The 14,794-nt window shown below is 58.4% G+C and carries 14 protein-coding genes; 8 read left to right on the top strand and 6 right to left on the bottom strand.

Features of this window, described 5'->3' with window-relative positions; translation table 11 throughout:
- Positions 1 to 31 precede the first annotated feature (31 nt).
- Complete coding sequence (locus ACA064_RS05795) at positions 32 to 634, bottom strand: peroxiredoxin (RefSeq protein ID WP_150643660.1); 603 nt, start codon at positions 632 to 634, stop codon at positions 32 to 34.
- A gap of 311 nt (positions 635 to 945) precedes the next feature.
- Between ACA064_RS05795 and ACA064_RS05790 the strand changes: the two genes are divergently transcribed.
- Positions 946 to 1,164: a bacterioferritin-associated ferredoxin gene (locus ACA064_RS05790; protein WP_497672527.1), complete on the top strand. Its 219-nt coding sequence runs from the start codon at positions 946 to 948 to the stop codon at positions 1,162 to 1,164.
- Between the two features lie 199 nt (positions 1,165 to 1,363).
- A complete protein-coding gene (gene bfr, locus ACA064_RS05785; protein ID WP_497672526.1) occupies positions 1,364 to 1,834 on the top strand; it encodes a bacterioferritin in 471 nt (156 codons plus the stop codon).
- Positions 1,835 to 1,978: 144 nt separating this feature from the next.
- On the opposite strand, the gene grxD is transcribed toward bfr, so the two are convergent.
- From grxD to plzR, 3 genes are all read right to left on the bottom strand, one after another.
- On the bottom strand, positions 1,979 to 2,320 hold the full coding sequence (gene grxD, locus ACA064_RS05780; protein ID WP_150643657.1) for a Grx4 family monothiol glutaredoxin: 342 nt from the start codon (positions 2,318 to 2,320) through the stop codon (positions 1,979 to 1,981).
- Positions 2,321 to 2,444: 124 nt separating this feature from the next.
- Positions 2,445 to 4,553, bottom strand: a complete 2,109-nt coding sequence (locus tag ACA064_RS05775) for a molybdopterin oxidoreductase family protein (protein ID WP_497672525.1) — start codon at positions 4,551 to 4,553, stop codon at positions 2,445 to 2,447.
- Positions 4,554 to 4,690: 137 nt separating this feature from the next.
- A complete protein-coding gene (gene plzR, locus ACA064_RS05770; RefSeq protein ID WP_497672524.1) occupies positions 4,691 to 4,981 on the bottom strand; it encodes a PlzR type 4 pili assembly inhibitor in 291 nt (96 codons plus the stop codon).
- A 416-nt stretch (positions 4,982 to 5,397) separates the two neighbouring features.
- On the opposite strand from plzR, the gene argF reads away from it, so the two are divergent.
- Positions 5,398 to 6,318, top strand: coding sequence for an ornithine carbamoyltransferase (argF, locus tag ACA064_RS05765; RefSeq protein WP_497674176.1), 921 nt, complete (start codon positions 5,398 to 5,400; stop codon positions 6,316 to 6,318).
- A complete protein-coding gene (locus ACA064_RS05760) occupies positions 6,315 to 7,424 on the top strand; it encodes an ABC transporter ATP-binding protein (protein WP_497672523.1) in 1,110 nt (369 codons plus the stop codon). Before argF ends, ACA064_RS05760 begins: the two co-directional genes overlap by 4 nt.
- Positions 7,425 to 7,554: 130 nt before the next feature.
- Here the strand turns inward: ACA064_RS05760 and ACA064_RS05755 are convergent, their stop codons facing one another.
- Together ACA064_RS05755 and ybaK are read right to left on the bottom strand one after the other, a co-directional pair.
- A complete protein-coding gene (locus tag ACA064_RS05755) occupies positions 7,555 to 8,337 on the bottom strand; it encodes a PhzF family phenazine biosynthesis protein (RefSeq protein WP_497672522.1) in 783 nt (260 codons plus the stop codon).
- Between the two features lie 90 nt (positions 8,338 to 8,427).
- Entirely contained in the window at positions 8,428 to 8,898 is a 471-nt protein-coding gene (gene ybaK / locus ACA064_RS05750; protein ID WP_497672521.1) for a Cys-tRNA(Pro) deacylase, read from the bottom strand.
- Positions 8,899 to 9,277: 379 nt separating this feature from the next.
- Between ybaK and ACA064_RS05745 the strand changes: the two genes are divergently transcribed.
- From ACA064_RS05745 to glpD, 4 genes are all read left to right on the top strand, one after another.
- Entirely contained in the window at positions 9,278 to 10,129 is an 852-nt protein-coding gene (locus ACA064_RS05745) for an MIP/aquaporin family protein (protein WP_497672520.1), read from the top strand.
- 82 nt (positions 10,130 to 10,211) lie between these two features.
- Positions 10,212 to 11,717: a glycerol kinase GlpK gene (gene glpK / locus ACA064_RS05740; protein WP_497672519.1), complete on the top strand. Its 1,506-nt coding sequence runs from the start codon at positions 10,212 to 10,214 to the stop codon at positions 11,715 to 11,717.
- Between the two features lie 95 nt (positions 11,718 to 11,812).
- The gene (locus ACA064_RS05735; RefSeq protein WP_497672518.1) at positions 11,813 to 12,568 is read left to right on the top strand and encodes a DeoR/GlpR family transcriptional regulator; all 756 of its coding nucleotides are present in this window, start codon (positions 11,813 to 11,815) and stop codon (positions 12,566 to 12,568) included.
- A gap of 340 nt (positions 12,569 to 12,908) precedes the next feature.
- Positions 12,909 to 14,447 carry a glycerol-3-phosphate dehydrogenase gene (gene glpD / locus ACA064_RS05730; RefSeq protein WP_497672517.1) on the top strand — a complete coding sequence of 513 codons (1,539 nt, stop codon included), beginning with the start codon at positions 12,909 to 12,911 and terminating at the stop codon, positions 14,445 to 14,447.
- The last annotated feature ends 347 nt before the right edge of the window (positions 14,448 to 14,794 follow it).

Below are 14,794 nucleotides of genomic sequence, written 5' to 3'. Positions count from 1 at the left end.
TCAGCCGGGTTTTTTATACCTGACGCGTGGCTTACAGCTTGCCAGCGTTTTCGGTCAGGTAAGCTGCGACGCCTTCGGTCGAAGCGGTCATGCCTTTGTCGCCTTTTTTCCAGTTGGCAGGGCAAACTTCGCCGTGCTCTTCGTGGAATTGCAGAGCGTCGACCAGACGGATCAGCTCTTCCATGTTACGGCCCAGCGGCAGGTCGTTGATGATCTGCGAGCGGACAACGCCTTTGTCGTCGATCAGGAACGCGCCACGGAAAGCTACGCCGCCTTCGGACTCAACGTCGTAGGCCTTGGCGATTTCGTGCTTCATGTCAGCAGCCATGGTGTATTGAACCTGGCCGATACCACCATTGTTCACCGGGGTGTTGCGCCATGCGTTGTGAGTGAAGTGCGAGTCGATCGACACCGCGACCACTTCAACGTTACGCGCCTTGAAGTCAGCCATACGGTTGTCCAGAGCGATCAGCTCGGACGGGCAAACGAAGGTGAAGTCCAGTGGGTAGAAGAACACCAGGCCGTATTTGCCTTTGATGGCCGAGGACAGGGTGAAGCTGTCAACGATTTCGCCATTGCCGAGTACGGCCGGTACGGTGAAGTCAGGGGCTTGTTTGCCTACGAGTACGCTCATTGGATATCTCCTGGTGTAATAACGTGAAGAACTGGGTTCGCACCAGCCTGTCACCCTCAGGCGACAGCCCTGTGACACGAACCCGCTTCGCAAGGGCCGACCATCATACACCGCGTTTTTGACCTGTCCTTAACGGTTTTTTCGAGGCGGGTAAAAAGGCCGCACTGCGTTTCCCCCACAGTTTGAAGGGGAAACCATTCGTCAGTCACATGCCCCTCTGACGCCACGCGCGCCGAAACCACTTTGACAATCATTCTCGTTAACATTAAGATCCATCGCAAATGAGCCACAACCAGCGACGGTTCTCACTTATGTATGTATGCCTCTGCACAGGCGTCACCGACGGGCAAATCCGCGATGCAATCTTTGAAGGTTGCTGCAGCTACCGTGACGTGCGCCAAGCCACCGGCGTTGCCAGTCAATGCGGTAAATGTGCCTGCCTTGCCAAGCAAGTGGTACGCGAAACCCTGACCGAACTGCAAAGCAGCCAGGCGGCGATCCCCTACTCTGTAGAATTTTCCGCCGCTTGAATAACGAATTTTAAAGAACCGGACTTAGTGTCCGGTTTTTTTATGTCCGGAAATCAATCGCTTAGCACCGCGATGCGGAACAAAAACATTCTTATTCCGATTAATTTTCATATATTATTCAATAACTTAGGTTTGACACTGGTAGTTGTGCGGCCCAAACTATATTCATATACCGCGAATATAGGGCAGGATTCCCATCATGAAAGGCGACGTTAAAGTCATCCAGCATCTCAACAAGATTCTTGCCAATGAGCTGGTCGCGATCAATCAATACTTCCTGCATGCGCGTATGTATGAAGATTGGGGCCTGGCCAAGCTCGGCAAGCACGAATATCACGAATCCATCGACGAAATGAAGCATGCCGACAAGCTGATCAAGCGCATCCTGTTTCTCGAAGGCCTGCCGAACGTACAAGACCTCGGCAAGCTGCAGATCGGTGAACACACCAAGGAAATGCTTGAGTGTGACCTGCGCATCGAAAAAGCCGGCCACGCCGACCTCAAGGTTGCCATCGCGCATTGTGAAAAGACTGGCGACTTCGGCAGCCGTGAACTGTTGGAAGACATTCTCGAATCCGAAGAAGAACATATCGACTGGCTGGAAACCCAACTGGGCCTGATCGATAAAGTCGGTCTTGAGAACTACCTGCAATCGCAGATGGGCGAATAAACTGGCGCCCTGATCTCGATACGGCAAAAGTCCCGATGCAATAAAAAGCCCCGCCCTCTTTCGAGAGGCGGGGCTTTTTTTACATCGTCAAGATCAAAAGATCGCAGCCTGCGGCAGCTCCTACGGGAGAAGCTGCGGCGGGATTCAGGCTTCGGTCTTGTTTGCTGCGGCTTTTTCGACAGCCGCTTTGATCGTGGCCTGCAATGAACCGTCAGCGGCCATTTCAGTCATGATATCGCTACCGCCGACCAGCTCACCACCAACCCACAGTTGCGGGAAGGTTGGCCAGTTGGCGTACTTTGGCAGGTTGGCGCGGATTTCCGGGTTCTGCAGGATGTCCACGTAAGCGAACTTCTCACCACAGCCCATGACGGCCTGAGCGGCTTTCGCGGAGAAGCCACATTGTGGGGCATTCGGCGAGCCTTTCATGTAAAGCAGAATGGTGTTGTTGGCAATCTGCTCTTTAATAGTTTCGATGATATCCATGGAGCACCTCGGCTGAACTTTCCGACTCAGTTGTCGGCACGGTGGCGCATTGTAACGGAAAGCCGAGCGCCATGCTCGGTCTCCCCGATAGAGATGCACTATCGCGCATTTTACTCCATAGCGATCAGGCTGCCGCTACCTTGACCGGTACCCCGTTCAACGCCGCATTGCCCGACAGCTCATCGATTTGCAACTCATCCGTCAGGTCATTGGCGCTGGCACCCGGCTGGCCGCTGGCGATCCCCATTTGCACACCGGGCCGCGCATGCCCCCAACCATGGGGCAGGCTGACCACTCCGGGCATCATTTCAACGCTGGCCAGCACCTCGACTTCGATGGCGCCGACTCGTGAGCTGACACGCACCCGCTGCCCATCGTTGAGACCGCGGCTGGCCAGATCCTCAGGGTGCATCAACAATTGGTGACGCGGCTTGCCTTTCACCAGGCGGTGATAGTTATGCATCCAGGAGTTATTGCTGCGCACATGTCGACGACCGATCATCACCAACTCATCAGCCATTGGCGCCTGCAACGCGGCAAACCGCGCCAGGTCCGCCAGAATCGCCGCTGGCGCTGCCTGGATGCGCTGATTGGCGGTCTTCAAACGCGACCCGAGATTGGCCTTGAGCGGCCCCAGATCGATCCCGTGAGGATGGTCGAACAAGGTTGCGACCGACAGCTTATGCGCCGAAGCATCGCCATACAGGCCCGCACGCAGCCCGCGATCGATCATTTTCGCCGGGGCAATGGTCGGCTTGAGCTCTTTGCCAGTCTTCGCGGCGAAGGCCTGAGCGAGGCCGACAAATATCTCCCAGTCGTGCAATGCGCCTTCAGGCTTGGCCAGAATCGCCCGATTGAAGCGAGTGACGTTACGCACCGCGAACATATTGAAGGTGGTGTCGTAGTGATCATTCTCCAGCGCCGAAGTCGACGGCAGGATCAGGTCGGCGTAACGGGTTGTTTCATTGATGTACAGGTCAATGCTGAGCATGAACTCCAGCCCGTCCAGCGCCTGCTCCAGTTGCCGACCATTGGGCGTCGACAGCACCGGGTTGCCGGCCACGGTGATCAGTGCGCGTACCTGCCCTTCCCCTTCGGTCAGCATTTCTTCGGCAAGGGCCGACACCGGTAACTCACCGCCATACTCCGGACGCCCCGAGACCCGGCTTTGCCAGAGATTGAAATGCCCGCCCGAAGTGGAAGCCACCAGATCCACCGCCGGCTCAGTGCACAAGGCACCGCCCACCCGGTCGAGATTGCCGGTCAGCAGATTGATCAACTGCACCAGCCAGTGGCACAGGGTGCCGAACGACTGGGTGGAAACCCCCATCCGGCCATAGCAGACAGCTGTGTCCGCCGCTGCGAAATCCCGCGCCAACTGGCGGATCTGCTCGGCCGGCACGGCACAGAGCGGGCTCATCGCTTCGGCACTGAACGCTGCGATCGCCAGGCGCACCTCATCAACGCCATCCACCGGCAAATGGCTCTCGCGAGTCAGGCCTTCAGCGAACAAGGTGTTGAGCAATCCGAACAACAGCGCCGCATCGCCACCCGGGCGAACAAATATATGCTGATCGGCAATCGCTGCTGTTTCGCTACGCCGCGGATCCACTACAACCACCTTGCCGCCCCGCGCCTGGATCGCTTTCAAGCGCTTCTCCACATCCGGCACGGTCATGATGCTGCCGTTGGAGGCTAACGGATTGCCTCCCAGGATCAGCATGAAGTCGGTGTGATCGATGTCCGGAATCGGCAGCAAAAAGCCGTGGCCGTACATCAGGTAACTGCTCAGGTGATGAGGCAGCTGGTCGACCGACGTGGCGGAATAGCGGTTGCGGGTTTTCAGCAGGCCGAGAAAGTAATTGCTGTGGGTCATGAGCCCATAGTTATGCACGCTGGGATTGCCCTGATAGACCGCCACGGAGTTTTGTCCATGACGCTCCTGAATCACCGCAAGGCGCTCGGCGACCAAGGCAAACGCGGCATCCCATTCGATCGGCTGCCACTCGCTGCCCACCCTGAGCATGGGCTGGCGCAGGCGGTCCGGATCGTTCTGGATATCCTGCAGCGCTACCGCCTTGGGACAGATATGACCGCGGCTGAAGCTGTCCTGCGGATCACCCTTGATCGAGGTGATCTGCACGCCAGCGCCGTCGACCGCAGTGGTTTCGATGGTCAAGCCGCAAATGGCTTCACACAGATGGCAGGCACGGTGGTGGAGAGTCTTGGTCATGGCCAGTCTCTATTTTATTCGGGGCAACCAGCGAGGTTGCGGGAACAAAACTATGGTGCCAGACCGGCCGCTGCGCCAGCGACGTTCGTCTTGTGAATCGAAGGGCATCAGGCCAACCAATGTCGACCCGCCAAGGTTTAGCTCAGTGGCGGCCCGGGCGAACGCTGCGACTGGAGTTCCTCAATGGTTTCGATCTGCTCATGAGCCACATGAACCCCGGTGAGTTCGCCGATCAGTCGCCAGTGCTCGTCGAGCCCGGAACTGATGGTCGCCATGCGATCGATCATGCGTCGACCCGCGGCCCGGGTTACGCCGTCTTCACTGCGCAGCAACTCGAAGGACATCGAGGTCATGGAGGCGGTCAGGTGGGTCAGGGAACGTGCCGTGTGCCCCAGTAGTTCCATCAATTGCTGTTCTTTTGCTTCCATTGCAGAAACTCCCTGTTTCACTTCGTGAGACCTTTATAGACCAACAGCTTATATCAGCAAATGTTTGCATTGGGTGTGCCCAGTAGATCCAGCGCGCAAAAGCCTCGGCTGACGAGTCGAAAACCGACCGTCTGGCTGCTTTGTCCGCGCCGTTCGATTGCCAAGGCGCGCGAGGGCAGTGTACAAATGACGGGCTACTGTAAGGAAACAGGCTTCAAAAGCGCTACCGCGACATCCTCGTAGCCCCTCTGACCTCCCCTAAGCACTGTAGCCCTATTGGTAAGACGCGACATTTAATTATAAGATCGCGCCTTCCCCTATTTCGTCGCCCCGCGCGGCTTTCGCCGCAGGTCTCGCCCGTTTCAATCAAACAAGGCTTTGAGTATCTGCGGTCTGTTGCAAAAAGGTAGTTAATGATGAGCGCAAGGCACTTTCTCTCCCTGATGGATTGCACGCCCGAAGAGCTGGTCAGCGTGATTCGTCGCGGCATCGAGCTGAAGGACCTGCGTAATCGCGGCGTACTGTTCGAGCCATTGAAAAACCGCGTCCTGGGGATGATTTTCGAGAAGTCCTCGACCCGTACCCGGATCTCGTTCGAAGCCGGCATGATCCAGCTGGGTGGCCAGGCGATCTTCCTCTCGCCCCGTGATACCCAGCTAGGCCGTGGCGAGCCGATCGGCGACGGCGCCATCGTCATGTCGAGCATGCTCGACGCGGTGATGATCCGTACCTTTGCCCACAGCACCCTGACCGAATTCGCTGCCAACTCCCGCGTGCCGGTGATCAATGGCCTGTCCGATGACCTGCATCCGTGCCAGTTGCTGGCCGACATGCAAACTTTCCTCGAACACCGCGGTTCGATTCAAGGAAAGACCGTGGCCTGGATCGGCGACGGCAACAACATGTGCAACAGCTATATTGAAGCGGCCATTCAGTTCGACTTCCAGCTGCGTATCGCCTGCCCCCCAGGTTTCGAGCCGAATCCGGAGTTCGTGGCCAAGGCCGGCGATCGGGTGACTATCGTCCGTGATCCGCAGGACGCCGTGCGCGGCGCCCACTTGGTGAGCACCGACGTCTGGACCTCCATGGGCCAGGAAGAGGAAACCGCCAAGCGCCTGGCCATGTTCGCCCCCTTCCAGGTAACTCGTGCCCTGCTCGACCTGGCTGCGCCGGACGTGCTGTTCATGCATTGCCTGCCCGCCCACCGAGGCGAAGAAATCAGCCTCGACCTGCTCGACGACCCGCGCTCCGTCGCTTGGGACCAGGCGGAAAACCGTCTTCACGCACAAAAAGCCCTACTTGAGTTCCTGGTCGAGCCGGCGTACCACCACGCATGAGCCAGCCACTACTGCTTAACCTGCGCAACCTGGCGTGCGGATACCACAACCAGCGGGTCGTACAGAACCTCAACCTGCACCTCAACGCCGGAGATATCGGTTGCCTGCTCGGTTCGTCCGGTTGCGGCAAGACCACCACCCTGCGGGCGATTGCCGGTTTCGAGCCGGTGCACGAAGGGGAAATCACGCTGGCCGGTGAAGTCATCTCCAGTGCCGGTTTCACCCTGGCGCCCGAGAAGCGGCGGATCGGCATGGTGTTCCAGGACTACGCGCTGTTTCCGCACCTGAGCGTGGCCGAGAACATCGCCTTCGGGATCCGCAAGCATCCGCAAAAGGACCGCGTGACCGCAGAGTTGCTCGAACTGGTCAACCTGAAAACCCTCGGCAAGCGCTTTCCTCACGAGTTATCGGGCGGCCAGCAGCAGCGTGTCGCACTGGCTCGGGCCCTGGCGCCGGAACCGCAATTGCTGCTGCTCGATGAACCCTTTTCCAACCTCGATGGCGAACTTCGCCGCAAGCTCAGTCATGAGGTGCGGGACATTCTCAAGCTGCGTGGTACCAGCGCGATCCTGGTGACCCATGACCAGGAAGAAGCCTTTGCCGTCAGCGATCATGTCGGCGTGTTCAAGGAAGGTCGACTGGAGCAGTGGGACACACCCTACAACCTCTACCACGAGCCGTTTACGCCCTTTGTCGCGAGCTTCATCGGCCAGGGTTATTTCATTCGCGGCCAGTTGCAGACCCCGGAATCGGTGCAGACCGAACTCGGTGTACTGCTCGGCAATCGCGCCTACACTTGGCCGATTGGCTGCGCTGTCGACGTGTTGCTGCGTCCGGACGATATCGTCTATGCGCCGGACAGCGAGCTGAAAGCGCGGATCATCGGCAAGACCTTCCTCGGTGCTTCGACCTTGTATCGCCTGCAGTTACCAACCGGCAGCCTGCTGGAGTCGATCTTCCCGAGCCATGCCGATCATCTGGTGGGTGCCGATGTCGGCATTCGCGTGGCGGCAGAGCATCTGGTGTTGTTCCAGGCGTCCGGCAGCACGGCAGCGCAGATTCCACCCGCGGATTCCGGGGTTCGCCGGTACAGCGCCGCCAGCTGAGATACCCCCCTTGTAGGAGCGAGCTTGCTCGCGATGGACGTTAACGATGACGCGTGTTTTCTGAATAAACGCGCCGCCCTTGAGTCCATCGCGAGCAAGCTCGCTCCTACAGGTGAGGCGGTGCGATCAGCTACCCCAACATCAACTTCCCACTGGCCACCAGCGTCGCATTGCCGCCGATCTTCACCCGACTCCCTTCCAGTCGGCAGAACAACTCCCCGCCCCGCGCCGAACATTGATACGCCGTAAGGCTCGTCTTGCCCAAGCGTCGCGACCAGTAGGGGATCAGGCTGCAATGGGTCGAACCGGTCACCGGGTCTTCATCTATCCCGATTGCCGGGGCGAAATAGCGCGAGACAAAATCATGCCGGCTGCCTCGCGCCGTAACGATCGCACCGGGCCAAGGCAGCTTTGCCAAAGCGGCCATGTCCGGCTTGCAATCAAGCACGGCCTGCTCCGACTCCAGGACCACGAACAACTCGTTGGAACCTAATACATCCACCACTTCCAGACCCAGCGCCCGCTCCACATCCAGCGTCACGCCCACCTCGCTAGGCACCATCGCCGGGAAATCCAGCCACAGCCGATCACCTTCCTTGCTGACGCTCAACGGGCCGGACTTGCTGATGAAGTCCAGTTGCTCGACCTGCTCCTGATACACCTCGAACAAGACGTGGGCACTGGCCAGCGTGGCATGCCCACAGAGTGGCACCTCAGTTGTGGGTGTGAACCAGCGGATATGCCAGCCCTGGCCTTCGCGCACCAGAAAAGCGGTTTCGGCCAGATTGTGCTCGGCGGCGATTTTCTGCATCAGTTCATCGGCGAGCCACGCATCGAGTCGATAGACCATTGCCGGGTTGCCACTGAATGGCCGCTCGCTGAACGCGTCGACCTGATGAAACTCAAGTTGCATGACTATTCCTCTCCTTGAATATGCGACAGCGAGCATGCGCCCGGATACGGACCAGGGCTAGCTTTACGCCATACAGCGCCAGCTCAAGCATCAGGCCCGACCAATATCGGCGAACCTGGCCTGGGTATGTTCGGCCAGCACCACTGGCGCCAGTTCGACCTCAAGGCCTCGCCGCCCGGCGCTGACAAAAATACTGGCGAAGGTTTGCGCGCTGTTATCGACGAAAGTCCGCAACCGCTTCTTCTGCCCCAACGGGCTGATCCCACCCAGCAGGTAACCGGTCGCCCGTTGCGCGGCAGCCGGATCGGCCATCTCGACCTTCTTGACTCCCGACGCTTGGGCCAGTGCCTTCAAATCCAGACTTCCGACGACCGGCACCACCGCCACCAACAATTCACCCTTTTCGCTGCTGGCCAACAGTGTTTTGAACACCCGGGCCGGATCGAGCCCGAGCTTTTCTGCGGCCTCCAGGCCGTAGGAAGCTGCCTTCGGATCATGTTCGTAACTGTGCACTCGATGTTCAGCCCGAACTTTTTTCAACAAATCCAATGCAGGTGTCATGGCGGCTCCGGATGTGACCAATGGAGAAAAACGCTGATCCAGGATTCTAGGTCATCAGCAGGCAAAAGGCTCTATTGCGCAGTCATCAAGCGGTCCACCGGTTGAACCCATTAGCCAGCACACCGCTCATCGCAGACGTTTCGTCATAGCTGCAACGCGATCATTCACAGGACTAATAGTTAAAATATGACTGATGGTTCACTTTCGACCTTTGACAGAAGCGTTTGTTGTCTATATTTTTTCGAATCTGAACATGCTTACCCAGCTACAGCGCTGTACCAGCAGTAACCCGAGACAAGGATGGGGATTCTTGCCTTGGAGAAGATCGCGCTCTGACCATTTCGAGAAGCGCCACACAACAACAAAAACGAGGTTTTCAATGACGACTGCTTTACAACAACCTCCACTCTCGAGCCAATGTATGGCCGAGTTCCTGGGCACTGCCTTATTGATTTTCTTTGGTACCGGCTGCGTCGCCGCGCTCAAGGTCGCGGGTGCCAGCTTTGGTTTATGGGAAATCAGCATCATCTGGGGGATCGGCGTAAGCATGGCGATCTACCTGACCGCCGGCATTTCCGGCGCTCACCTCAACCCGGCTGTCAGTATTGCGCTGTGCATTTTCACCGACTTTGAAAAGCGCAAACTGCCGTTCTACATCCTCGCCCAAGTCGCCGGAGCCTTTTGCTCGGCGTTGTTGGTTTACACGCTTTACAGCAACCTGTTCTTCGATTACGAACAAACCCATCACATGATCCGAGGCACCCAGGCCAGCCTGGAACTGGCGTCGGTGTTCTCCACCTACCCGCATCCCGCCCTGTCCACCGGCCAGGCGTTCCTGGTCGAGGTGATCATCACCGCAATCCTGATGGGCGTGATCATGTCCCTGACCGATGACAATAACGGCCTGCCGCGCGGCCCGCTGGCGCCCTTGCTGATCGGCCTGCTGATTGCCGTTATCGGTAGCGCGATGGGTCCGCTGACCGGTTTTGCGATGAACCCGGCGCGGGATTTCGGTCCTAAACTGATGACCTTCGTCGCCGGCTGGGGTGAAATATCCTTCACCGGCGGGCGCGATATCCCGTACTTCCTGATTCCGATTTTTGCACCGATCATAGGTGCCTGCCTCGGCGCTGCTGCCTATCGCGGGCTGATTGCCCGTCATCTACCCAGCGCCACACCTGCTACAACGGATGTCGAACACCTCGTCAACGGCAAGGTCCGGGCATCTTGATACAGGCTGCGTGAACGCCACTGCCCTCCTGCGGCTTTCACGCTCGCTGAATTTAAACCCTATTTAGTCCAAGGCAATCGACATGACCGACATTCAGAATAAGAACTACATCATTGCCCTCGATCAGGGTACGACCAGCTCCCGGGCGATCATTTTCGACCGCGACGCCAACGTGGTCTGTACCGCTCAGCGCGAATTCGTCCAGCATTACCCGCAGCCCGGCTGGGTCGAACACGACCCGATGGAAATCTTCGCCACCCAGAGCGCGGTGATGGTCGAGGCCCTGGCGCAAGCCGGCCTGCATCACGACCAGGTGGCCGCCATCGGCATCACCAACCAGCGTGAAACCACCGTGGTCTGGGACAAGACCACTGGCCGCCCGATCTACAACGCGATCGTCTGGCAGTGCCGACGCAGTACCGAGATCTGCCAGCAGCTCAAACGCGACGGTCATGAGCAGTACATCAGCGAAACCACTGGCCTGGTGACCGACCCGTACTTTTCCGGCACCAAGCTCAAGTGGATTCTCGACAACGTCGAAGGCAGCCGTGAACGCGCCCGTAACGGCGAACTGCTATTCGGCACCGTCGACAGCTGGCTGATCTGGAAATTTACCGGTGGCAAGACCCACGTCACCGACTACACCAACGCCTCGCGCACCATGCTCTTCAACATCCACACCCTGGAGTGGGATGCGAAGATGCTGGAAGTGCTGGATATCCCGCGCGAGATGCTTCCCGAAGTGAAGTCCTCCTCGGAAATCTACGGCCACACCAAAAGCGGCATCGCCATTGCGGGCATTGCCGGCGACCAGCAGGCCGCGCTGTTCGGCCAGATGTGCGTCGAACCCGGCCAGGCGAAAAACACCTATGGCACTGGCTGCTTCCTATTGATGAACACCGGCGACAAGGCAGTGAAATCCAATCACGGCATGCTCACCACTATCGCTTGCGGCCCACGGGGCGAAGTCGCCTACGCGCTGGAAGGCGCGGTGTTCAACGGTGGCTCCACCGTACAGTGGCTGCGCGACGAGTTGAAAATCATCAATGACGCTCATGACACCGAATACTTTGCCGGCAAGGTCAAGGACAGCAATGGCGTGTACCTGGTCCCGGCCTTCACCGGCCTGGGCGCTCCCTACTGGGACCCCTATGCCCGCGGCGCGTTGTTCGGCCTGACCCGCGGCGTACGCGTGGATCACATCATTCGCGCAGCACTGGAGTCGATTGCCTACCAGACTCGCGACGTGCTCGACGCCATGCAACAGGACTCCGGCGAACGCCTCAAAGCTTTGCGTGTTGACGGCGGCGCAGTGGCGAACAACTTCCTGATGCAGTTCCAGGCAGACATTCTCGGCACTCACGTCGAACGCCCGCAAATGCGTGAAACCACGGCGCTGGGTGCTGCCTATCTGGCGGGTCTGGCCTGCGGTTTCTGGGGCAGCCTGGATGAGCTGCGCGGCAAGGCGGTGATCGAGCGCGAGTTCGAACCACAGCTGGCCGAAGCCGAGAAGGAAAAACTCTACGCCGGCTGGCTAAAAGCCGTGAGCCGCACCCGAGATTGGGAACCCCACGAAGAAGCCAAATAAGCCAGCGCAGGGACTCGTATCTGTATGTAACTGGCCGGGAGTAGATTCCTGCGGCATCATGGGCGCATTTTGCACGGCAGCCCCAAGGAAGCCCCATGAATCTGCCTCCCCGTCAGCAGCAAATCCTCGAACTGGTCCGCGAACGCGGCTATGTCAGCATTGAGGAAATGGCTACGCTGTTCATCGTTACACCGCAAACCATCCGCCGCGATATCAATCAATTGGCGGAAGTAAACCTGTTGCGTCGCTATCATGGCGGCGCAGCTTACGATTCGAGCGTAGAAAACACTGCCTACGCCATGCGAGCCGATCAAATGCGCGATGAGAAACAACGCATCGCCGAAGCCATCGCCGCGCAGATCCCCGATCATGCCTCGCTGTTCATTAATATCGGCACCACCACCGAATCCATCGCCCGGGCGCTGCTCAATCACACCCAGCTCAAGGTGATCACCAACAACCTGCACGTCGCCTCGATCCTCAGTGCCAAGGATGATTTCGAAGTTCTGCTGGCTGGCGGCAATGTACGCCGCGACGGCGGGGTCGTCGGCCAAGCCAGCGTCGACTTCATCAACCAGTTCAAGGTCGACTTCGCCCTGGTCGGCATCAGCGGCATCGATGAAGACGGCAGCCTGCTGGATTTCGACTATCAGGAAGTTCGGGTTTCCCAGGCGATCATCGCCAATGCCCGGCAAGTGATACTGGCGGCCGACTCCAGTAAATTCGGACGCAACGCCATGGTTCGCCTGGGACCGATCAGCCTGATCGATTGCCTGGTGACCGATCAGCCACCCGTGCCGGCGCTGGCGCAACTTTTGAGTCAGCACAAGATTCGGTTGGAAGTGGTTTAACGCTCTAGACCGGGCATGCTCCCTTGTGGCGAGGGAGCTTGCTCCCGCTCGGCTGCGAAGCAGTCGTAAGACGGCCTATGCGTTCTCCCTGAAAGATCTCGATTGCAGGTTTTAGGGCTGCTGCGCACCCCAGCGGGAGCAAGCTCCCTCGCCACAAAAACCTCATACCTCCAAATCCCTCTAAATCACTCTAAATGTTCGAAAATTTTCCTTTTGATGCTCTTCGATCAGTATTTTCAATCGAACTTGGCTGGCCGCGCCCGTCTTTATGCGCTACTATTTTCGAAAATGAACACTAATGTTCGAATTCAAATATTATAAAGAACCCCGAGGCCAGCCGATGCCCACTTCTACCTTGCCTACGCCCCCTATCGCCGAGGTCTACGATATCGCCGTCATCGGTGGTGGGATTAACGGTGCAGGGATTGCAGCTGATGCCGCCGGTCGCGGCCTGTCGGTGTTCCTTTGCGAGAAGGACGACCTGGCCAGCCACACCTCTTCGGCCAGCAGCAAGCTGATCCACGGCGGCCTGCGTTATCTCGAACATTACGAATTCCGCCTGGTGCGTGAAGCCTTGGCCGAACGCGAAGTGCTGCTGGCCAAAGCCCCGCACATCGTCAAACCGATGCGTTTCGTGCTGCCGCACCGCCCGCACCTGCGTCCGGCCTGGATGATCCGTGCCGGCCTGTTCCTTTATGACCACCTGGGCAAGCGGGAAAAACTCGCCGGCTCCAAAAGCGTGAAATTCGGTGCCGACAGCCCGCTCAAGGCAGAAATCAGCAAAGGCTTCGAATACTCCGATTGCTGGGTCGATGACGCCCGCCTGGTGGTCCTGAACGCCATGGCAGCCCGCGAAAAAGGCGCTCACGTTCACACCCAGACCCGCTGCCTCAGCGCCCGGCGCAGCAAAGGCATGTGGCAGCTGAACCTGGAACGTACCGACGGCAGTCTGTTCTCGATCCGCGCCAAAGCACTGGTGAATGCGGCCGGCCCGTGGGTCGCCAAGTTCATCCGCGATGACCTGAAGCTGGAATCGCCGTACGGCATCCGCCTGATCCAGGGCAGCCACCTGATCGTGCCGAAACTCTATGACGCGCCGAATGCTTTCATTCTGCAGAACGAAGACCAGCGCATCGTGTTCGCTATTCCGTACCTGAACCATTTCACCCTGATTGGTACCACCGACCGCGAATACACCGGCGACCCGGCCAAAGTGGCGATCACCGAAGGCGAAACCGATTACCTGCTCAAGGTGGTCAATGCGCACTTCAAGAAGCGACTGAGCCGCGAGGACATCCTGCACAGTTATTCCGGCGTTCGCCCACTGTGCAACGACGAATCCGACAACCCTTCGGCCGTGACCCGCGACTACACCCTGGCCTTGTCCGGCAGTGCTACAGAAGCGCCGTTGTTGTCGGTGTTCGGTGGCAAGCTGACGACTTATCGCAAACTGGCCGAATCGGCCCTGGCACAACTGGCACCGTTCTTCAAAGACATCAAGCCGAGCTGGACCGCGCAATCGACCCTGCCCGGCGGCGAAGACATGACCACCCCGCAGGCATTGAGCGAGGCCATCCGCAGCCGGTTCAACTGGGTGCCGAGCGAAATCGCCAGCCGTTGGGCCACCACCTATGGCAGCCGCACCTGGCGCCTGCTCGAAGGCGTGCAGAAACTGAGCGATCTGGGCGAACACATCGGCGGCGGTCTCTACACCCGCGAAGTCGATTACCTGTGCAGCGAAGAGTGGGCGACCACAGCGCACGACATTCTGTGGCGTCGCAGCAAGCTGGGGTTGTTCACCACCCCGGCGGAGCAGGAAAATCTCAAGGATTACCTGAACAAGGTCGTACAGAAGCGCAGCAAGATCGAAGCGGCCTGATCGGGAATCCGGTTAAAGCCAAGCCCCTGAATCTCACGGTTCAGGGGCTTTTTACATTCTGTCATCCACCACATATCCATGTGGGAGCGAGCCTGCTCGCGAAAGCGGAGTGTCAGGCAACATCAATGTTGGATCTGTTGGCCTCATCGCGAGCAGGCTCGCTCCCACAGGGGATATGTATAAGGCATGGGATTTACATTCGGTTTTCCGAACGCGACTTGCCGGTCAATTCGGTTAACCGGATTATCCAGACCCCATTTCTTCGCCATAAATACTTAATCCCCTGATAAATCAAGGCTTTGACCAAATACGCCTGGCCTGGCACGACTCATGCTCTACACTCTTGG

The sequence above is a fragment of the Pseudomonas sp. LBUM1658 genome (genome assembly GCF_059716055.1).
Note: the sequence above shows the minus strand (reverse complement) of the source record. Positions and strands in the feature narration are given on the sequence as shown.